General features: G+C 46.1%; 12 protein-coding genes and 1 pseudogene. 8 read left to right on the top strand and 5 right to left on the bottom strand.

Annotation, left to right across the window (positions count from 1 at the left end; genetic code table 11):
- Positions 1 to 140 precede the first annotated feature (140 nt).
- Both KIV40_RS04505 and malT read right to left on the bottom strand, forming a co-directional pair.
- Complete coding sequence (locus tag KIV40_RS04505) at positions 141 to 1,058, bottom strand: DUF368 domain-containing protein (protein WP_005429253.1); 918 nt, start codon at positions 1,056 to 1,058, stop codon at positions 141 to 143.
- A gap of 915 nt (positions 1,059 to 1,973) precedes the next feature.
- On the bottom strand, positions 1,974 to 4,682 hold the full coding sequence (malT, locus tag KIV40_RS04500; protein ID WP_103414586.1) for an HTH-type transcriptional regulator MalT: 2,709 nt from the start codon (positions 4,680 to 4,682) through the stop codon (positions 1,974 to 1,976).
- Between the two features lie 568 nt (positions 4,683 to 5,250).
- On the opposite strand from malT, the gene KIV40_RS04495 reads away from it, so the two are divergent.
- From KIV40_RS04495 to KIV40_RS04470, 6 genes are all read left to right on the top strand, one after another.
- Positions 5,251 to 7,704 carry a glycogen/starch/alpha-glucan phosphorylase gene (locus KIV40_RS04495; protein ID WP_285348071.1) on the top strand — a complete coding sequence of 818 codons (2,454 nt, stop codon included), beginning with the start codon at positions 5,251 to 5,253 and terminating at the stop codon, positions 7,702 to 7,704.
- Between the two features lie 117 nt (positions 7,705 to 7,821).
- Positions 7,822 to 10,002 (top strand): 4-alpha-glucanotransferase, encoded by a 2,181-nt coding sequence (gene malQ, locus KIV40_RS04490; RefSeq protein ID WP_285348070.1) that lies wholly within the window; start codon positions 7,822 to 7,824, stop codon positions 10,000 to 10,002.
- Positions 10,003 to 10,228: 226 nt separating this feature from the next.
- Complete coding sequence (gene glgB / locus KIV40_RS04485; RefSeq protein ID WP_285348069.1) at positions 10,229 to 12,457, top strand: 1,4-alpha-glucan branching protein GlgB; 2,229 nt, start codon at positions 10,229 to 10,231, stop codon at positions 12,455 to 12,457.
- Between the two features lie 166 nt (positions 12,458 to 12,623).
- Positions 12,624 to 13,298 carry a monofunctional biosynthetic peptidoglycan transglycosylase gene (gene mtgA, locus KIV40_RS04480; RefSeq protein WP_041853569.1) on the top strand — a complete coding sequence of 225 codons (675 nt, stop codon included), beginning with the start codon at positions 12,624 to 12,626 and terminating at the stop codon, positions 13,296 to 13,298.
- A gap of 547 nt (positions 13,299 to 13,845) precedes the next feature.
- Positions 13,846 to 14,883 carry a hypothetical protein gene (locus KIV40_RS04475; RefSeq protein ID WP_285348068.1) on the top strand — a complete coding sequence of 346 codons (1,038 nt, stop codon included), beginning with the start codon at positions 13,846 to 13,848 and terminating at the stop codon, positions 14,881 to 14,883.
- Positions 14,884 to 15,175: 292 nt separating this feature from the next.
- Positions 15,176 to 17,236 (top strand): alpha-amylase, encoded by a 2,061-nt coding sequence (locus tag KIV40_RS04470; RefSeq protein WP_285348067.1) that lies wholly within the window; start codon positions 15,176 to 15,178, stop codon positions 17,234 to 17,236.
- 88 nt (positions 17,237 to 17,324) lie between these two features.
- Here KIV40_RS04470 and KIV40_RS04465 read toward each other — a convergent pair whose 3' ends face one another.
- Positions 17,325 to 18,497, bottom strand: coding sequence for an MFS transporter (locus tag KIV40_RS04465; RefSeq protein WP_048814468.1), 1,173 nt, complete (start codon positions 18,495 to 18,497; stop codon positions 17,325 to 17,327).
- Positions 18,498 to 18,689: 192 nt separating this feature from the next.
- On the opposite strand from KIV40_RS04465, the gene KIV40_RS04460 reads away from it, so the two are divergent.
- A complete protein-coding gene (locus KIV40_RS04460; protein ID WP_011999164.1) occupies positions 18,690 to 19,490 on the top strand; it encodes a helix-turn-helix domain-containing protein in 801 nt (266 codons plus the stop codon).
- Between the two features lie 129 nt (positions 19,491 to 19,619).
- Here the strand turns inward: KIV40_RS04460 and KIV40_RS04455 are convergent, their stop codons facing one another.
- Both KIV40_RS04455 and KIV40_RS04450 read right to left on the bottom strand, forming a co-directional pair.
- Positions 19,620 to 20,336, bottom strand: a complete 717-nt coding sequence (locus KIV40_RS04455) for a DsbA family protein (protein WP_285348065.1) — start codon at positions 20,334 to 20,336, stop codon at positions 19,620 to 19,622.
- Positions 20,337 to 20,426: 90 nt separating this feature from the next.
- On the bottom strand, positions 20,427 to 20,750 hold the full coding sequence (locus KIV40_RS04450; protein ID WP_309145833.1) for a hypothetical protein: 324 nt from the start codon (positions 20,748 to 20,750) through the stop codon (positions 20,427 to 20,429).
- Positions 20,751 to 21,172: 422 nt separating this feature from the next.
- Between KIV40_RS04450 and KIV40_RS04445 the strand changes: the two are divergent.
- Positions 21,173 to 21,306, top strand: a pseudogene (locus KIV40_RS04445) (YjiH family protein); the annotation flags it as partial.

Below are 21,306 nucleotides of genomic sequence, written 5' to 3'. Positions count from 1 at the left end.
AATGACAACGCTCTGAATCCTGCATCATGAAGTCACTTGGGTATATTCCTATCTATTTGAAACTTATCGTTTGTAAAGCGTAAACAAAAAAAGCGGAGCCAATGGCTCCGCTTCCTAAATGTTTAAACAGTGATTTCGCGCTACTTGTTTGAATCTGCAAACTTCTCTAAACCAAGCACCAGCGCGATAGCAGCTAGCATCATGATAACGGCTAACACCAGTTGTGATGGTTGAGACGTGATGTGCTCAAACTCAAACGGTGACAGGTTTTGCTCTAGCAATGGTACTTGTTCACCTTTCGAGTTTGTACGCCATGTTAGCGTCTCTTTCCAAGGCCAGATCTTTGGTAGCGTACCGATCATCAAGCCTGTAAGGAACATCAGAGTGACATCGCGGAACTTGCGGAGTAACCAAGATAACAGATGAGAGAAAGACAACAGACCGACCACACAGCCAACAAGGAACAGCGCAAGGATATCAATTTGGAAACCTTTCACTGCGCCTAAAACAGGTGCGTACATGCCAATCAACAGCAGAATAAAGCTACCTGAGATGCCCGGTAGAATCATCGCACAGATTGCGATGGCACCAGCAAGAATGGTGTTGATAGCCGTTGGTTCCATATGAAGTGGTTTTAGCACCGTGATGCTGTAAGCAAAGCCAACACCAATTAATAGTGCGACAAAGCGAATCGCATCGCGCTTTTCTACTTGGCGAATGATGTGGTAAACCGACACCAAAATCAGACCAAAGAAGAATGACCAAATTGGAATTGGATGGGTCTCTAGTAACCAACTGATCAGTTTGGCCAGAGTTGCGATGCTGGTGAAGATACCTGCAAACAATGAAATCAGGAAGAAGCCGTTAATGTGGCTAAATGCGGCTTTGAAGCCATCTTTTTTCCAAATCGAGAAAAGTGATGGGTTAATACGTCGAATGCTTTCTAGCAGCGTATCGTAAATGCCGGTAATGAATGCAATGGTGCCGCCTGATACGCCAGGGACAACATCAGCTGCACCCATAGCCATTCCTTTAAAGTAGGTGATTAGATAGTTCATTTCTCAAGTACTAAGTCATGTTGATGGCAGTGAGTATACAAACATTGATGTCAAAAAAGTATGAAATAGTGCTGCTGAAGATATCGAAATGATTGCTTATCAGAACATCTCGGGTGAAGTTGCGAGTTTCAACAAACCAAAACAGGCAGATAAGCGAGATTGGGCGACAAAGACGTTGAAATATAAAAATCGACAAATGGTATAAATTACCTAGGGCAAACGATAATTCTGGTGAATTTGGTTAATTGATGATTTATTTATCACTTATGTGGCCAGTTTGCGTCTTGCAATTGCGCTTTGCATTTTGGTTTTGCATAATGCAAAGGTTGAGGGTGTAACAAGATTTGATATGAGATCTTGTGCCCAAAAATAGTACTTTTCAAATTGGCATGATTAATGCACAATTCTTTTCGACCCTTCTTAAGCCGAGGGTCACCTAGCCAACTGACGTTGTTAGTGAATACACATTGTTCACAAAATACATAAGCCAATCGTCCTAATTGCGGTTGGCTATTTTTTTGTTTGTAATATACCCAAGTGACTTCAAGATGCAGGATTCAGAGCGTTGTCATTGATTCGGGGGCAAGGAAAACAACGCCGTGTAATAGCTAGCTCTTTCCAAGTTGTTTGACGCAGCAATCGAGTCAATAACACGCTCCCAAAGGGCGAGTTGTCTTGGCTTGTATACTTTGTTGCCGATTCTTGATTTAGACCCACTAAACCTTTAAATCGCCGCCGCGTCTACAAACCAAGTCATTCTCGCTGAACCTAGCATCTCGAGGTTACTTGGGTATATATGTACAACGTTTCCTACGTGCTTTGCAATTTGCACTTTTCAAAGATTAATTAGTAATAAAAAAGGGCTGACGCATAACGCCAACCCTTGTGTTCACCACTTATATTTACTCAATCCAATCAGTAACCCATTAGCTGCAATAAGTTTTCCGCTGTCACGATCGCTTCCTTACGGTTGGCAATGTTGAGCTTCTGGTACAAGTTACGAATGTGAGTCTTAATCGTTGTGCCTGCCACATCCAGCTCTTGTGCGATTTGCTCGTTGCTAAAGCCAGAGTAAATCAGGCCAAGTACTTGCCACTCGCGTTGAGTCAGTGGGCTAGTACGAACCAATTCCGGTACATTCGGGTGATTGACTAGCTTCTCGATAAAGTCTTCATCGAAGTGAATAGAACGGCTGCGTTGGTTAGATGAAATGTCTTTCATCAACTGTTGCGCACGATGGCGTTCTAGATCGCCCAACTCATGACGTAAGCTCAGCTTCTCTAGCAGACCACCAATGGTTGCACCGTCAGTTAAGAAGTTACCTACCATGCCTGTCTGATTTGTCATCACTAGTGCTTCTTTCAGCAGTGTTTTGGCTTGCTCTTCGTCTTTCTGGCGTGCTGCCAAGATGGCTTCGACAACCAAGTTACGGTTTGTATCCGTCACCAAATTCGTACGGCGAGCTTCGCTTTGTAAAAAGTCCAGTGCTTCGCGCGCTTCATCATACTGACCAAGGTTGATATGAGCACGAGCAATATTACGCCATTGCAACTGTTGGAAGTGGTTACATGCCGATTCAGGACGGACGGCGGTGTTCAACCATTCTTGAATCGCTTCTGTATTGCCGCGCGCTTGCCAGAATAAGATCAGAGAAAGTGAGGCATTGGCTGTCCAGTCAACGTGGTAAGTGGATTGCTTCATCAGATGTCGGATATGTTCGATGAATTTGCCCGCTTTATCCAACTCACCACGGCCAATGGCAATGCGAGCCAACATTGAGTAGCTGTGTAAGTGCTTACTTGGTGAGTGGTTTTCTAGGATTTGCAGGCCTTTGTACGCACATTCTTCCGCTTCATCCAAACGGTTCCAGCACCACAATACCTGCGCACGAATACGTAACAAGAACTCATGAAGAGGAACGTGTTGAAGTTGCTGATCTTCAATCAGACGGAAGCCTGAATCTTGAAGTTCAAACGCTGCTTGAACGTAGCCTTGGGCGATCATGATTTCGCTTTGCTGCAAGATTGCCCACAACGCTTGGTGGTAAACCTGATACTGGCGCGCCAGTTTTTCGGTTTGCTGCATCATTGGCAATGCGCGATCCAGTTTGCCTAATACGTGGTTAACTTCGCCGACGACCGACGTAGCCACAATACGGCTGCGGTATACGGTTGGGTCAAGCTGACTTAAGGCAAGCTCGGCAAGTTCTAATGCGTGCTCTGGTTGGTTGCTATTGATCGCGACTTGAGCGAGTAGGGCATTTGCTTGGCCTTGATAGCCAGAATCGATCTCAATATTACGCTTTTTGTGCTCTTCTTTTGCTTCCGCTAGCAGTTTGCCTACTTGGTTATAGCGGTGTTGGCTCTGCGCTAGCCAAGCTCGCAACATCGATAATTTCGGATGGCTGAACAGCAGATCTTTATCAAGTTGGTTGATGGCAGACTCTAGGGTTGTCAACTCGCCTTGGTTGAACATCTTCCAGCCGAACTCATTCAAAATTTCTACGATCAGGTCGGTGTCGTTGGTCTTTTGGGCGTGATGAATCGCTTGATGAGGGGCTTTTTGCTTAAGCCAAGCAACCGCGGCATTTCGGTGTAGGTCTTTTTCTTGTTGAGGAATGCGAGCAAGGCGCTCATGAGACAAGAACTCACCAAATAGGTTATGGAAGCGGAACCAGTTTTGCTCACCTTCTAATGGATAGATAAACAAGCCGAAGCGGTTGAGTGATTCAATCATGCCTAGCGCGTCTTCACGCTGAGTCAGGGCAAACACGAGCTCGTCGTTAAAGTGGTCAAGCACCGACACTTGCATTAAGAAATGACGGGTTTCTTGGTCGAGAAGGTCAAAGACTTCCTCTACGAGGTAATCCCACAGATGCGCGTGGTTAAACTGAGACACCGATTCTACGGTTTGTGCCAGTGTGCGGTTCTGGTGCTGCGCCTGCAGTGCGATTAGCTGTAGCGCGGATGGCCAGCCCTCTACATAAGTGCGCAGGTTATTGGCCATATCCTCATCGATGCCATCGGCAATGCGTTGGTTAAAGAAACGAGTGGTTTCTTCGGTATCGAACGCCAACATCTCGTTGCCGATTTCAATCATCAGATCACGGACGCGAAGGTTCGCAGTACCCAATGGTGGCGCCGCACGGCTAGTGACCACCACAGTCAGGTTGTCTGGCATGTGCTTTAAGAAGAAGCGCATTGACTCGTGAATTTCGTCGTTAGTGATCAAATGGTAGTCATCTAAAACGACATAGCACTCGTGCTGAAAATCCGCCATCTCAGCGAAAACTTCGCTGAATAAAGAGCGTAAAGAAGAGAACTGACGTTTCTCAGCCAATTTTTGTGCGTTGGAACAGTTGTAGTTGGTCGCTTTGTTTAAAGCTTGCAGCAAATAGTTGACGAATCGAAAACCATCGTTGTCACTGTCATCGATGCTGTACCAACCCACATTCGGTTTATCTGATAGCCACTGTGCTGCCATGGTGGTTTTCCCGTAACCAGCTGGCGAGCGAAACAGTACCAGTTTGTAGTAAGGCGCTTGTTGTAGTAAGTCCAATACTCGCGGGCGGACGATCGCATTATGCAAGCGGCCAGGGCGAGTAAGTTTTGATGGAATCCACATTATTAATTCTGTCCTTAAATTTTTTAAGCTAGCGAAACTAGAAATTGACTCACACCACTAAATTCTAGTTTGTATAAAAAGTGTACAAGCTTGCGAGTCGTTGTGGATGTTACGACATCAGAAATGCCTCTTACTTTGATCCACTTCCTAATTCTCGAGAGTTGATGTAAATGCCATCAAATACGCCCTATATTTGTGATTTTGGTCACTTAAAAGCCGGTGGTATTGATCCCATGTAGAAAGAGTTGCACATCTATTAAGGAGAAATTATCAATGTTAAAAGAAGTAATGTGATCGATAAGACAGTTTTTACAATGGAGTGAGAAGGGTGAATAAAAAACGTCATGAGCAAATTTTAATCTTTCCATTAGGTGGCTGTGATCCGAATCACTAAGAATCGGACGATAGGCTGCTGTGTTGCGATTTAGATCACTAAGTTTGCAAGCTTACGCCCTCTACGCCCTACCCCCTCCTCCTTGTGGGGAGGACAAATGGGAGGATGTTTATTCACAGAGGGAAATGCACGATGTATGGCAGATGAATTACTAAAAGACGTGAGAATTTCTTAATGAAACCTACTCAACAGAAACAATTTGACAAGAAGTCGTTCCAAGAAAGCGTGAAGAAACATCTATCTGTAACTTACGCTCACACGATTGAAAATGCAGATAGCCGCGCATGGTACCTAGCAATGGGTCGCGCACTGGCTGAATTTACGACTTGTGATTTGCTTGCTACTGAAGCGGACGCTCGCATCCAAGAAGCGAAAAGCGTTAACTACCTTTCACTAGAATTCCTTATCGGTCGTTTGACTGGTAACAACCTAATCAGCATGGGTCTTTACGAAGAGATCACGGAAGCAATGGCTGAGCTAGGTCACAACCTAACAGACCTTCTAGAAGAAGAACGCGACCCTTCACTGGGTAACGGTGGTCTAGGTCGTCTAGCAGCATGTTTCATGGATTCATGTGCAGCACAAGAATTCCCAACTGTAGGTTACGGCCTGCATTACGAATACGGTCTATTTAAGCAGTCGTTCAAAGACGGCCGCCAACAAGAAGCACCAGACGCATGGCGTGGTGTAGAAGGTTACCCTTGGGAAGTGGCTCGCCCTGAGCTTGCACAAGAAATCGGCTTCTACGGTCACGTTGAAGTGGTAAATGAGAACGGTAAAGAAGTTCGTAAATGGGTTCCTGGTATGTCTGTAAAAGCAATGCCTTGGGATCTACCTATCGTAGGTTACGAATCAGACACGGTTTACCCTCTACGTCTTTGGGAATGTCAGGCAATTGCACCATTCTCACTAGAAAGCTTTAACAACGGTGATTACTTCGAAGCTCAGCACGCGCTGATCGATGCAGGTAACATCACTAAAGTGCTTTACCCGAACGACAACCACGAAAAAGGTAAAACACTGCGTCTAATGCAACAGTACTTCCACTCAGCAGCGTCTGTACGCGACATCCTACGTCGCCACGAAGCAGCAGGTTACTCGCTAGCGGATCTACCTAAGCAAGAGACAATCCAGCTTAACGATACGCACCCAACAATTGCTATCCCTGAGCTAATGCGCATCCTAGTGGACGAAAAAGGTCTTACTTGGGAAGCGGCTTGGGAAATCAGTTCTCAGACATTCGCGTACACTAACCACACGCTACTTCCAGAAGCACTAGAGACATGGCCAGAGTCGCTAATCCAGCGTCTACTTCCACGCCACATGGAAATCATTTTTGAAATCAACCACCGCTTCCTACAAGAAGTTCGTAAGATGTGGCCTGGTGACGGTGAGAAGCAAGCGAAGCTTTCTATCATCCAAGAAGGTTTCAACCGCATGGTTCGCATGGCTAACCTATGTGTGATTGGTTCTTACGCGGTAAACGGCGTAGCAGCACTTCACTCTGAATTGGTTAAGAAAGACCTATTCCCAGAGTTCCACGAGATGTACCCAACTCGTCTACACAACGTAACGAACGGCATCACGCCACGTCGTTGGTTGAAGTTCTGTAACCCAGGTCTTTCTAAGCTAATCACTGAGAAAATTGGTCGAGAATGGCCAGCGAAACTAGAGCAGCTAGAAGGTATTGCTAAGTACGCAACAGACGCGAAATTCCAAAAAGAATTCATGGCTGTTAAGAAAGAGAACAAAGAGCGCCTAGCTAACTGGGTGAAAGAGAACATGGGTATCGAACTAGATACTAATGCTATCTTCGATGTTCAAATCAAGCGTCTACACGAGTACAAGCGTCAGCACCTAGATCTGCTGCACATTCTGTCTCTATACCACCGCATCCTGAACGAACCTGGTTTCGAGTGTGAGCCACGCGTATGTTTCTTCGCAGCGAAAGCAGCACCGGGTTACCACCTAGCGAAAGAAATTATGTTCGCAGTGAACAAGGTTGCAGACAAGATCAACAACGATCCTCGCATCGGTAACAAACTGAAAGTGGTATTCATCCCTGACTACCGCGTGAGCATGGCTGAGATCATCATCCCTGCGGCAGACGTTTCACAACAAATCTCGCTAGCGGGTAAAGAAGCATCTGGTACAGGTAACATGAAGATGGCTCTTAACGGTGCCCTAACTATCGGTACGATGGATGGTGCTAACGTTGAGATTCGTGAAGAAGTAGGCAAAGAGAACATCTACATCTTCGGTCTTGATGTTGAAGGCGTGAAAGCGGTTAAAGCAGCTGGCTACAACCCTTACGACTACTACAACGCAGATCACCTACTGAAAGCGTCTCTAGACCTACTAACAGGTGACGAGTTTACGCCAGGTCAACCGGGCCTACTACGCGCTACATTCGATAGCCTACTAGATGGCGGTGACCCGTACCTATGTCTTGCTGACTTCGCATCTTATGTGAAAGCGCATGAAGAAATGGGCCAACAATACAAAGACCAAGCAGGCTGGGCTAAGAAAGCGATTCTTAACACTGCCCTAGTTGGTAAGTTCACATCAGACCGCTCTATCCGCGACTACGTGAACAACATCTGGAAACTTGAAGCGGTGAAACGCTAATAGAACCCAGTTAAGACCAAGGTAGCCGAGCGCTACCTTTGGTCATTTTCAAAGATTAGTTATTGATAACAATAAAACCCTACATGGAAGGTGTTGGTATTACCTTCGGAGAAAGCGATGAAAGAACAAACAGCACTAAAGAAAGTCGCAGACATGGCGCGATTAGCTGATAGCTACGTCAGCGCGTGGGGAGACGAGGCAAAAGTTTCTGAAGAAACACTGCGCCGCTTGCTCACTTCACTTGGCTACGATACTAGCAGCGATGAGAAGCTATTGGCTTCTGCTGAGAAAAAACATAAGAAAGACGTACTAGCCCCTGTTCTTGTTTTACGCGACGGCGAACCAGTCGAAGTGGAACTAAACCTAGGTACGAGTGCTCGCGAGAGCGAATTTAGCTGGCGTTTAGAAACAGAACAAGGAGAGGTACTTGAAGGCTATCTTCAGTCGCAAATTGTTCGTGATGAACGAGCTGAGGGTGGCCCTCTAGTGTTTGCATTGCCAAAGAACTTGGCATGGGGTTACCACAAACTGATCATCAGTCGTAAACGTCGTAAGACTCCTTACGAAATGTCGCTGATCATCACACCGAAAGCGTGTTTCAAACAAGAAGATTTAAACCAACACAAAAAGCTATGGGGTCCAAGCATTCAGCTTTACACACTGCGTACTCAGCACAACTGGGGTATCGGTGACTTCGGTGACCTGAAGCAGTTGGTGAGTGACATCGCATCTCGTGGCGGTGACTTCCTTGGTTTGAACCCAATCCATTCATTGTTCCCGGCGAACCCAGAAGGTGCGAGCCCATACAGCCCGTCTTCTCGTCGTTGGTTGAACATCATGTACATCGACGTAAGCTCTGTGCCTGAATTCGCGCTAAGTGCAGAAGCACAACAACGCGTTGGCAGCGCTGAATTCCAACAACGTCTACAAAAAGCACGTGAATCACATTGGGTGAACTACATCGAAGTGTCTGAGCTTAAGATGAGCATTCTTCCGCTGCTATTTAGCGAGTTTAAAGCGCGTCATCTAGACAAGAACACAGACCGTGCTCGTGCATTCCTCGAGTTTGTAGAACTTGGTGGCGAGAGCCTGCTTCACCAAGCGGCATTCGATGCGCTACACGGTGAACTGCACGCTGAAGATTCAAGCGTTTGGGGTTGGCCAGTATTCCCTGAGAAGTTCCGCACGTTCGATGCTGCGGCAACTCAGAAGTACATTAAAGATAACTCGGACCGCGTTCATCTGTACATGTACCTGCAGTGGCTTGCAGACGACCAAATCAAAGAAGCGCAGGCTCTTGCTGAAGAAAAAGGCATGACGGTTGGTTTGTACCGCGATCTTGCGGTTGGTGTTGCGGATTCCGGCAGCGAGACTTGGGCGGATGACGGCGCGTTAGTATTGGATGCGAGCATCGGTGCGCCACCAGATATCCTTGGTCCACTAGGCCAAAACTGGGGTCTACCACCGCTAAACCCACAAGTGTTGGAAGCAACAGGGTACGACGCGTACATCAAGCTACTGCGTGCCAACATGAAACACTGTGGTGCGCTGCGTATCGACCACGTTCTTGGCCTGCTTCGTTTATGGTGGATTCCAAAAGGTGAGAAAGCGACAGAAGGTGCTTACCTGTATTACCCAGTTGAAGACATGCTGGCAATCCTAGCACTTGAGTCTCACCGTCATCAGTGTTCTGTAATCGGTGAAGACTTGGGTACTGTGCCAGATGAAATCGTGGATATCCTACGTGACGCAGGCGTTCACTCATACAAAGTGTTCTTCTTCGAAACATCAAAAGACGACGGCGGCTTCATTTCTCCGAAGCACTACGCTGAGCAGTCTATGGCGGCATTGTGTACGCACGATATGCCAACCCTCCGTGGTTTCTGGCACTGCGACGACTTGAAGATGGGTCGTGAGATCGGTCTATACCCAGACGAGCAACAATTAGAGGGTCTATTTGAGGATCGTTTGAAGTGTAAGCAAGGCATTCTCGACAGCGTACGTTGGCACGGTTACCTGCCAGAAGGTATCGGCCATGATGCGCAATACGTACCAATGGATTCTTACCTAAGTGAAGCATTGCAGTTGCATGTGGCTGCGGGTGATTCTGCACTACTGAGTGTTCAGCTTGAAGACTGGCTAGAGATGGACCAACCGGTCAACATTCCTGGCACGGTAGATGAGTATCCAAACTGGCGTCGTAAACTGTCGATGAACCTTGATGAAATCTTCAGCCGTGAAGACGTTAACCGTATTTCTAAGCGCTTGACTGAAGTGCGCGCGAAAGCGAGCAAATAAGGTGGAATGAGTGATGTAGGAATCCGCGAATTTAATTGCGCTGAGGTACGAAAGTACAGCCTAGGTCACTCATTAAATCGGCACAATCCGTTAGGATGGAGTACCGTTATTATGCCCGCAACAATAGCGGGCATTTTTGTTTTTTGACGCTATTTTATTCATCTCTTGGATAGAGTGCGGCTTTTTATAATTGTGTGAATTCACAACGTTTGGCTGAGGAAATCCGATGTTCAAAAACCATAAGGAGAATATCGGTGCTAGGGAGAAAGAATTGAAAACCAAGGTAAAGAAAAAACACGAATGCGCTTACCAATTATTAGCTGAGGCGGCTTACTCAGACCCATTTGCGTCACTTGGCCCATTCATTGATGACGGTGAAGGATCGTTACGCGTTTGGATGCCAGGTGCAGACAAAGTTGAATTGGTTATCAGCGGCGAACCTCGAATTGAGCTAGAGCGTGAAGATGAAAGCGGCTTTGTCTTAAAAGACAAGCGTGACTTGCATCTAACGCATTACCAACTTGCAGTCGACTGGAATGGTGTAGGGCAGCTCATCGACGACCCTTACCAATACCACAACATTTATCAAGAATACGAACATCTACATACACCAAAAGACATGTACCGCTACATGGGTTCACAGTTTGTGACCATCGAGCGCGGTGGTGAAAACATCTCTGGTGTTCGTTTCCTTGTTTATGCGCCTCATGCATCTGCTATCAGCCTAGTGGGTAGCTTTAACCAGTGGGATGGCCGTCGTCATCCAATGCAACGCTTAGATTACGGTATTTGGGGCCTATTCATTCCTGGTTTGGAAGAGGGCGTACAATACAAATTTGAACTTAAAGGTCCAAATGGGGAAGGACTTCCTCATAAACAAGACCCTTGGGGCTTCTACTCTGAACAATACCCGTCATTCGCGTCGATCACATACGATCACAACCGTTACCAGTGGCAAGATGCGAAATGGCAAAACCGTCCAGTGACGCAGAAACGTGATGAAGCGTTGTCTTTCTACGAACTGCACGCGGGTTCTTGGAAACGCAACGCAGACGGCGATTTCCTAAACTACCGTGAACTGGCCGCTGAGTTAGTACCTTACCTTGTCGACATGGGCTACACCCACGTTGAACTGATGCCAGTTTCTGAACATCCGTTCTTTGGCTCTTGGGGTTACCAACCTGTAGGGTTGTTTGCGCCGACGAGTCGCTACGGCTCTCCAGATGATTTCAAGTTCTTCGTTGATGCATGTCACCAAGCTGGTTTGGGAGTGGTATTGGATTGGGTACCTGCGCACTTCCCATCGGATGATCATGGCTTAGCGAATTTTGATGGTACGCCTCTGTTCCACGATCCAGATCCTCGCCGTGGTTGGCACCAAGACTGGAACTCTTACATCTACGATCTAGGTCGTGAGCATGTGCGCCGTTTCCTTGTGTCTAACGCGCTTTACTGGTTTGAGCAATTCCATATTGATGGTATCCGTGTGGATGCTGTCGCGTCGATGCTCTACCTAGACTACTCACGCAGTCACGATCAGTGGATTCCAAATGTGGACGGCGGTAACGAGAACTACGATGCGATCGCAACGCTAAAGTGGATGAACGAAGAAGTGTACAAGCACTTCCCGAACGCAATGACCATTGCAGAAGAATCGACGGCATTCCCGGGCGTATCTGCACCGACATTTATGGGCGGTTTAGGCTTTGGCTTTAAGTGGAATATGGGTTGGATGCACGACAGTCTTTCTTACATCCAAGAAGATCCTATTCATCGCAAATACCACCATAATACCATCACGTTCCCGCTTGTTTACGCACACAGCGAGAACTATGTACTGTCGTTATCTCATGATGAAGTGGTGTACGGCAAAGGCTCTATCCATAACAAGATGCCGGGTGATGAGTGGCAACAAACGGCGAACTTACGTGCTTACTACGGTTACATGTATGGTCAACCGGGTAAGAAGCTAAACTTCATGGGGGCAGAGCTTGGTCAAACCGCAGAGTGGAACCACGATGACCAGCTACAATGGTTCTTGCTGGAGTTTGCTCGCCACCAAGGTGTGCAAGCATTGATTCGAGACTTGAACCATTTGTACCGTGATGAAGCGGCGATGCACGATCAAGATTGTGTGCCGGCTGGTTTTGAATGGCGTTTGCAAGATGAAGCGGAAGCAAGCATTCTTGCGCACGAGCGTATTAGCCAAGATGGTGAACGCGTATTAGTGATCAGCAACTTTACGCCAGTGCCGCATGAACATTTCCGTTTGGGCGTGCCGATGGAAGGTAAGTACGAACTTCTGCTTAACACGGACGATGCGAAATACGACGGCAGCGGCTTTGATGTGCTAAACAGCGTAGAAACGCAAGAAGTAGAAAGTGAATCGCTACCTCAGTCTCTTGAGCTGCGTCTACCGCCACTATCAACTGTATTCTACAAACTGGCAAAGTAAGTTGAGTTCGTAAAACAAACTTAACTAGCCAAAACACATAATCAATACCAAGCCCGCTTTACCATGTAAATCGGGCTTTTTTTGACCAAGTTTTCACTAACGATAAACAGACTGCATACTCTATACTTGCATCATATTGTTTTATGAAATCAAGCTAGGTCGGACTTTGAGAAAGATTAAATCCCTTCTGTTCAATATCTTATTGGTGCTTTTGCTTTTACCAGTGATGCTCGTTGGCATAGTGAAATACGTCGAACCACCAATTTGGGGATGGAAGATCAGCCGCATGATTTCTCCTCCAGAGGGATTCTCTGAAGAGAGTCAAAATGAATGGGTACCTTTGAATGACATTTCTAAGCACATTCAATTGGCCGTGATTGCGACAGAAGATCAAAAGTTCCCGACCCATTACGGAGTGGATTTTGATTCCTTGTTTAAAGTGATCTCAGAGTCTGGCGAGAACGGCCCTTCTCGCGGTGCGAGCACGATTACTCAGCAAACTGCAAAGAACGTGTTTCTGTTTCCTTCACACTCTTATGTGCGCAAAGCTTATGAGCTTTATTTTGCTCTGCTGATGGAAGCAATGTGGAGTAAAGAACGCATTCTCGAAGTGTATTTGAATGTGGTGGAATTTGGCCCAGGTATTTATGGCGCAGAAGCCGCTGCGCAAAACTACTTTGGTATCCCTGCTAAACAACTTTCGACGCGCCAAGCCGCAAGGCTTGCAGTAGTGCTGCCAAACCCTTATCGAATCAAAGTCTACCCTCAGACTTCTTACACCATCAGCCGCGTCAATTGGGCGATGAGGCAAATGCGCAACCTAGGCAGCGTGCAGCTTTAGTTGTCTTTTCGTTCCCCAAATCACGTACAAGTTGCTTGAAGCCGTTATTAGTGCAAAAGAATCATTACGTGAAGCGGTTACAATTGAATCGGTCATTGAAGACTGTCAGAACATTGATAGCCTGCGCGTTCGCTATCTCGACACGCGCTTTTCTCAACCGATTGGTCACAACGCTACGCTATCAACCATTGAGCATATCAGCCGCACGTACAGTCAAGAGAGCATCAATCTCATGAGAAGCACGCGCTGCAATCAAGTATTAAGCACCCTGTCGCCAATTCATGACTCCTGTCTAAAACCTGCAGGGTGCTTTTTCGTTAACGGCGCTGTTTGCGAACTGACTCGGCGAATCACAAAATATCACTGTAAACACTTCATCATATCGATATAGTAACTCTCTGAAACCACAGCCCCTTTCGCCAAAGAAAGGTGATCAAGTTCAACTTGTACGCGAAGTATTCTAACGACTGCCAAACGCAGAAAATAAACCCACTTCTTGCCGCCATCTGACCGTTATTCAACAACAATACCAACAAGGAACGATAGTATGCGTAATGCTCTTCTCCCACTGATCACCCTCGCCCTGTTAGGCTGTGGCGGCTCTGACAGCGGTAACTCCGCCACAAACGCGACGAAAACCCCACTCATCAGCCTTTCTTTTAACGACGTAAGATTTGCAGAATGCATTGCCACGGAAGCTGTGTACAACAAAATTGAGTACGTTGAAGATCTGCACCACCTGAACTGCACAGGGACTGGCATCACCTCGGTTTGGGGCCTCGACCAATTAACCAGCCTTACCTCACTTGAACTTGGCTACAATCAACTAACGGAAATAGATGCGAGCAATTTATCGAAGCTGGAACGACTCAATGCTGAAGTGAATGTATTGACTCAAGTCAGCCTGCCAGACGGCGAGCGCCTAACGCACCTTGACCTTGATGAAAATGACCTGACCACGCTCGATCTGACCGGATTGAAAGGGCTCACTGAATTTACCGCAACGCACAATCCACTCACTCGAATCGACTGGCGCAATGAATATACCAAGCTGTCGCAAATAAACATCAGTAACACCCAACTGACATCGATGGATTTAACCATTGCTCCAAACTTGTTTAGTTTTGCCGCAGAAGATTCTCAATTAGACATGATGATCAGCTCCACCATGGCGAAACTCGATACCCTGCGCCTGTATAATACCGAGATAAATCTAGAATTGAGCCACTATCCAAACGTGAAGCTCATGTCTCTGGTACCTACTTCAAGTCATGTTGATTTGAGCAACAACCCTGAACTTAGTTACCTTTCGCTTGATGGTGATAAGCTGCAAACTCTAGATGTAAGTGCGCTAACCAAGCTCAGCTATTTGACCGTTTGGGCCAAGAAAGTCACTCAAATTGATATCAGCAATAACGTCGATCTGACCCATCTAACACTTGGGTACGTGAGCCTCAATGACTTGAACATCGATAACCAAAATAAACTAGAAGAAGTGAACATTTCTTCAGCCACGCTGCCAAACGCGACCATCATCTACCTAAGAAACCAAAGCATAATCAAGGGGTTCACTTTGGTCGAATAAACCAAAAAGTGGTCAGTAAAATACTGACCACTTTTATTTGAAGGAATGCGATTAATCAACCACCAAACCTATGAGTTCACCTATACCCCAAGCCATCATGTGTCACAAACTCAAAAATATGCCCCATCAACTCGTACAGAACTACGCCCCAATAAAAGCAAAATGTGAAGCGTCACAAGCTTTAGGGCGTAGCCTTTCAGAATGATGTGCTCAGTTTTTCATCCATTTACTATTAGTGTGAATAAAACTACAACACGAATACTGCGCCTATGCGCAACCAATGGACTGAACGATGAAACTGAATCTGATTACGACTACCTTATTGCTTGCATCGGCAAGTGCCATCGCCGAGCCAAACATCACCATATCTACCACGACCAACAGCCGTGACTTTCCTTTAAGTGCAGAGCAGCCCTTGGTTGTACCCTTAACCAAAGATGGCTACACGCTCAAAATCACTGGCGTTGAAGGCGATTGTGTCGCGCCTGATGGTCAAAAGGTAAAGTTTAACAAGCCCATCGCGTTGAACTGCGGTAAGCCAACGGAACTGCCGTTAAAAATCCGCTTTACCGGCGATTACTCTTTTGCTTTTGATGCGGAAGCGAAAACACTGCGCTTCAAGCGTGAACCTAAGAAAGCTGCGAAGACCGAATTCAAACGCCCAATCCCACAAGTGCAATGTGAGGTTTACCAAGGCGGCGAAGTCACCATCGCGTTAGGTGACAGTTTCCCAGATGGCACCAAGTTGCGCGATGCTTACTCTGGGCAAATGGTCGAAGTAAAAGATCAGCAAGTATCGCTGACGCCAAGCAAAGACTCTGGCGGTTTGGTGCTGCTAGAGCCAGTGAAGAAAACCAAAGAAGCAGTACAGTTTGATTATCGCAATGCCAACATTTACTTCGTGATGGTTGACCGTTTCAATAATGCCGATACGAGCAATGACAACAGCTATGGGCGCAAGAAAGACGGCAAAGAAGAGATCGGTACCTTCCACGGCGGTGACCTAAAAGGCGTGATCGAGAAACTGGATTACATCAAAAGCCTAGGTACAGATGCAATTTGGTTATCGCCAATCGTTGAGCAAGTACACGGTTTTGTGGGCGGCGGCGATAGCGGCTCATTCCCATTCTACGCTTATCACGGTTACTGGACGCGTGACTTTACCAAGATTGATGAGAACTTCGGTAATGAAGCTGATCTTAAAAAGCTGGTGGAAGAGGCGCATAAACGTGGCCTTAAAGTCTTGATGGATGCGGTAATCAACCACACTGGCTACTCAACGTTAGCCGATTTGCAATTTGACGGTATTGAGGTGTTAAAGCCAAACGCTGACCTACCTAAGAAGTGGGGGGATTGGAAACCAAAAGCGGGCGAAAACTGGCATAGCTACCACCAGAATATTGATTACCAGAGTCCAAACTGGGCGAAATGGTGGGGCGGTGACTGGGTAAGAACAGGTCTACCGGGATACCCAGCTCCGGGCAGCAGTGATATCACCATGTCATTGGCGGGTTTGCCTGACTTTATCACTGAATCAGACAAAGCCGTGAAGCCAGCGCAGTGGCTATCGGATAACCCTGGTACTCGCGTAGAGGCGCGTGACAATTACACCGTCTCGGACTACCTAATTGAGTGGCAAACTGATTGGGTGAAACGCTTTGGTATTGATGGCTACCGTGTCGATACGGTGAAGCACGTTGAAGGCGATGTGTGGAAACGTTTGAAAGAAGAAGCTTCGAGCAGTCTTGAGCAGTGGCGTAAAGAGAACGGAAAATCGGGTCAGCCATTCTGGATGATGGGCGAAGTATGGGGGCATACAGCATATCGCAGCCCATATTTTGACGATGGCTTTGATGCGTTGATTAACTTTGATATGCAGAAGAAGTTAGACAAAGGCGCGGCGTGTTTCAGCCAAATGGCAGACACCTACCAAAGTTATGCAAACACAATCGCTAACGAGAAAGACTTTAACCCAGTGAGTTACATGTCTTCTCACGATACTGAGTTGTTCTTCTCTCGCTTTAAAGATTACGGCATGCAGCGTAACGCCGCGAATGCACTGCTTTTAAGCCTTGGTGCTGTTCAGGTTTACTACGGTGACGAAGTGGGTCGTAACATTGGTCCATACGCGGATGATTTCCACCAAGGCACACGCTCTGACATGGTATGGAAGCTATCTGATGAGAAGCAAGCGCTACTCAAACATTGGCAAACCCTTGGTCAGTTCCGTAAAGCGCATCCAGCGATTGGTGCGGGCCAGCATCAAGTAATTGCACAAGAAGGCGCGTACGTGTTCTCTCGCTCGCTTGGCAATGACAAAGTTGTTGTGGCGTTTGTTGGTCGTGAGAAATAAACGACACTACGGCATCAGCCCCTTCTCACTTGAATGTGGGAAGGGGCTGCGTGAGTGCTAACAGGTTTTTCTTCCTAGATAGTCGTATTTAAAACTCAATATCAGAGGTTTTGAAAGTAATCAGTCCAACAAGATATTTGATGATGGATATGACACAAGCAATGCCAGCACAGCCGATTAAAGTCATCGCCAAATCACCAAACTCAGCGGCTCTGTGAAGGCCAAATCCGATGACCAGATAATAGAACAAGCCTAATAGTGCTCCTGCACTCCCTAAGTGATCGCGATAGTGAGTTAACGCGCCGCTTAAGAGGTTTGGAATCGCCAGTCCAAATGATAGGGAAACCAATACCACAGGAATGAAAAACCAAACTGACTCTTGCATGATGAATACACCAAATCCGCCAATCAAAAGTAGCCACGATGCAAACATCACTATCTTTTCGTGACTTAAATGCATGCGTATTAACTTCATATTGATGACAGAACCTAATACAGAACCCAGTGCGAGTATGAACCCTGTATTGCCGAAAAAATTAACGCTTGCGCCCAGTTTTTCAAACATAAATGGTGCGATGCTGTAATAAGAAAACAGCGCAATGTTAAACAACCCTACCATGAGTGTGATGTACCAGATGTGCGCATCGGTCAGCATCTTTATACCGACGGATAACAGGCTATCTTTTTTGGTGTGTGTTGGCTTTGTCTCCGGCAATTTGAACAACGACCAAACCAACAGTGCAATGATGAACACGACCATGGCGATGAAAACCCATTGGTATCCGCCGAATGATGTTAGCCAACTGCCAGCCAACATTCCGATCACAGGGCTAATGCCGATCGATGTTCCAACAATCGAAAAAACGTGGCTGAGCTCTTTACCATGATAGCCATCACGAATGATGGTTTGCGTGCAGACAGAACCAACCGCCGCTCCAAAAGCGCAGCAACCAAAACCGGTTAGCAGCAAATTAAATGTTGGTGCGAGCATGGTAAAAATGGCTGCAATAATGAAGACGATAAGCCCTAGTATCGTTGATACTCTTCGACCTATGACGTCACACATTCTTCCCCAAAAAACCACACCAAACGCAAAAGCGACAAAGAAAATGGACATCGCTTGTGCGGCTTCATTGCTACTGACGCCAAACGTACTTTTCACGGAAGTCAGAGCAGGGCTGTACATTGTCTCGATGATCTGTGGAAACATTAAGAGCACAACAGCCAACGGAATGGACACTTTTTCTATTAATTTATTCATTGTTAAGTTCTCAAAAATACCTCTATTGCTGAGCGTCGTTTGAACATTTAGTTTGATGTTGAGTGAACGACATTCGACTACGTGTTTCACGTTTCTTGGTTTACGTGATGCAGCAAAGTATATCTGTGCCATGCTTTGGGTTTATAATGAGAATCAAACATAAAATATCGAAATAAGGACAGGTTGATTTCAATGGCATTACTTTCGAAAGGTGATCATTTTTGTGCTGATGAACACAATGGATTGGTCATTGGCGTCGCTGTCGAGGTATCGGATCATGATTCAGGTATTCATTTCCATGCGAAAGACCAGTTACTTTCATCACAACATGGTTGCATGACGATAACGCTTGAGGACGTCAAGTATGTGTTGCCACCTATGAGAGCAGCATGGATTCCTAAAGGGGTATCACACAACGCTCAGTCAACGAATGTGGCGCAATACCGTTCTCTCTATTTTGACCCGTCGTTGACAGAACGTTTGCCGCGGAAGATTCGAATTTTCGATGTGACGCCTCTGATGAGAATCTTGATCGAAAGGATGTCTTTCTGGCCATTTGATAAACCTGAAAGTGAACAGGTCAATACCCTGAATTTATTTATAGAAGAGCTTAACGATTCTGAAGATGTCTATTTACAATTGCCGTTACCCAAAGATTATCGATTACAGTCGTGGATCGCGAAAATCGATGATGAAGCGTTTACAGCGCCTTCTTTGGCTAAGTTAAGCCAATGGGTTGGGGCGAGTGAAAAGACGATAACGAGGATCTTTAATCGTGAGACGGGGATGCCGTACCAAAGTTGGCGTCAGCAATGGCGTCTGCTGGGGGCCATTGAGTTGTTATCCAGCGGCATGAGGCTATCGGATGTTGCGCATCGGTTGGAGTTTTCAAGTGACAGCGCGTTCATTTACTTTTTCCGCCAAAAGACGGGGATCACGCCAATGAGTTACTTAAACAATGAGCCAAGTTTTGGTGGGAGCCAGCTCAAATAGTCGTCCAATTGCTATTTAGCCTCGTGCTCTTTTGATAAAGAAAAGCCCTTCCTTGACGACTCAGGGAAGGGCTTTGATATTTTCGGTTCTTACTTAGCTACTTCAATAGCTATCGGTATCAATCGCTATTTATTTCTTTAGCTCTTGGTCGATGACTTTCTCAAGCTCCTCGAAAGGTACATAACCCGGAATGACTTGGTCATTAATGATGATCGCTGGTGTGCCTCGTAGACCTAAGCGAGTGAAGTACTCGTAGTTCTTATCCAACAGCGCTTTGGTCTCTTTGTCGTCAACAAGCTGTGCTTCTGTGCCAGTCTTCTTAGCGATTTTTTGTAGTGAACTTGCATCGTGTGGACCCGGCTTCTTCACCAACAAGTCGTGCACTTGTTTGTACTTGTCATGTTGGTTCAGCCAAACGTTCAATGCGTAACTTGCCGAGTTGTAACCGTTCTTTTCATACTGTTCTTTGAACGATACCGTCATGTTCAGCACTTTCACCTGTGGGTATTCTTTCTCTACCTTCACTAGCTCACCTTCAAGACGCTTACAGAAAGGACAGCTGTAATCAGTCACGTTGATGATCGTCAGTTCAGGGTTCTCTGCACCGAAGTAAGAGTGCTTGCCATCGTTAAGATAGGCGCGCGCTTCATCCAAAGTCGCGTTAAACGTCTTTTGGTAAGCGACGTAGTCTTGTAGGTTTTGATGCAGTGAATCGAGGATCTGCGGGTTTTCTTTCAGCAGTTGAGTAATTTCTTGCAGTTTCTCTTCTGACGTTTTTTCTGCTGCGTGTGAAAATAGAGGTACCAGCGCGATAGCCACAGTTAATAGTGTGCGTGTGAATTTCATGATTTTTCCTAAAACTCTCTTTTTCGCGGTTTTTGTCGCGAAGTGATTAAAAATAAAACAATTGATTTGAGGATGAATAGCAATCGGGTTTTATTCTCTAAACACACATAGCTTAAGGTGCACCCGAACTTTTTCGGGTATCGGTTCGGTATGATGACGGAAAGCGTTACGTTCACCGCCACTGATGGAGAGCAAGACCAACGTGAACAGGAATAAAGGCACGATAAAGCTGTCGAGATGGTTTTGTGAAACCTGAATCAGCTTTTCAGACAGTTCACACTGCTTAGTCAGTCCTTTGTCGCTCTTTTGTTGCTGCGCAGTAGTATGCTCAGTCGTCACTTGATCGGCAATGAGAGGGCAAGATTGATAGAGGCCCGCATTTTTACTTAAACAGGTCACGATAACCCAAGCCACAAGGGCAAGTGTCCATCGAGCGATGTTGGATTGTGATCGAAGCAAAAGGCAAACCCTAGATAATTCTCTTAGTTATGACCGAACCACCCTAAATTAAATTGCACAGAAAATTTGTTAGTTTTTGGTCAAGAAATCTCAAATAAGCAACAAACCATGAAGCACGTCGAGAGTGTGGCTAATCACAAAATTGTTCCAAACTTTAGCTTGCTTTGTTAATGGATTGGATAAGCGGGTAATTAGATAAATCTACCTTATATTGGTCATAAATATTTATTATCTTTTAAGTGTGATTAAAATCATAAAATAAAACTTCATAATTGGCCGGTATGATTGTTCGGTAATTGGATTGATTTTGATTATCTCTCTAGCACACCTTTCAAGGGATCATCTATGTGTTCTGTTCCACATATATAGGTGAATTTATGACAAGCCCTGGTCATGCTGAACGCAAGGTGACGATCGGGTGTTACATTGCACTCGCGTTTGCGGTTGTGTTCTTTTCTGGTCTGATGCAATCCAACGAATGGTACGGTGTATTCGACTGTAAGCGCTCCAT

The sequence above is a fragment of the Vibrio sp. D173a genome (genome assembly GCF_030248475.1).
The sequence above is the reverse complement of the archived record's forward strand: the minus strand, read 5'-3'. Positions and strand labels throughout refer to the sequence as shown.

Coding starts and splice junctions, on each gene's coding strand:
- KIV40_RS04505 (WP_005429253.1), bottom strand. CDS start 1,058: ATGAACTATCTAATCACCTACTTTAAAGGAATGGCTATGGGTGCAGCT.
- malT (WP_103414586.1), bottom strand. CDS start 4,682: ATGTGGATTCCATCAAAACTTACTCGCCCTGGCCGCTTGCATAATGCG.
- KIV40_RS04495 (WP_285348071.1), top strand. CDS start 5,251: ATGAAACCTACTCAACAGAAACAATTTGACAAGAAGTCGTTCCAAGAA.
- malQ (WP_285348070.1), top strand. CDS start 7,822: ATGAAAGAACAAACAGCACTAAAGAAAGTCGCAGACATGGCGCGATTA.
- glgB (WP_285348069.1), top strand. CDS start 10,229: ATGTTCAAAAACCATAAGGAGAATATCGGTGCTAGGGAGAAAGAATTG.
- KIV40_RS04475 (WP_285348068.1), top strand. CDS start 13,846: ATGCGTAATGCTCTTCTCCCACTGATCACCCTCGCCCTGTTAGGCTGT.
- KIV40_RS04470 (WP_285348067.1), top strand. CDS start 15,176: ATGAAACTGAATCTGATTACGACTACCTTATTGCTTGCATCGGCAAGT.
- KIV40_RS04465 (WP_048814468.1), bottom strand. CDS start 18,497: ATGAATAAATTAATAGAAAAAGTGTCCATTCCGTTGGCTGTTGTGCTC.
- KIV40_RS04460 (WP_011999164.1), top strand. CDS start 18,690: ATGGCATTACTTTCGAAAGGTGATCATTTTTGTGCTGATGAACACAAT.
- KIV40_RS04455 (WP_285348065.1), bottom strand. CDS start 20,336: ATGAAATTCACACGCACACTATTAACTGTGGCTATCGCGCTGGTACCT.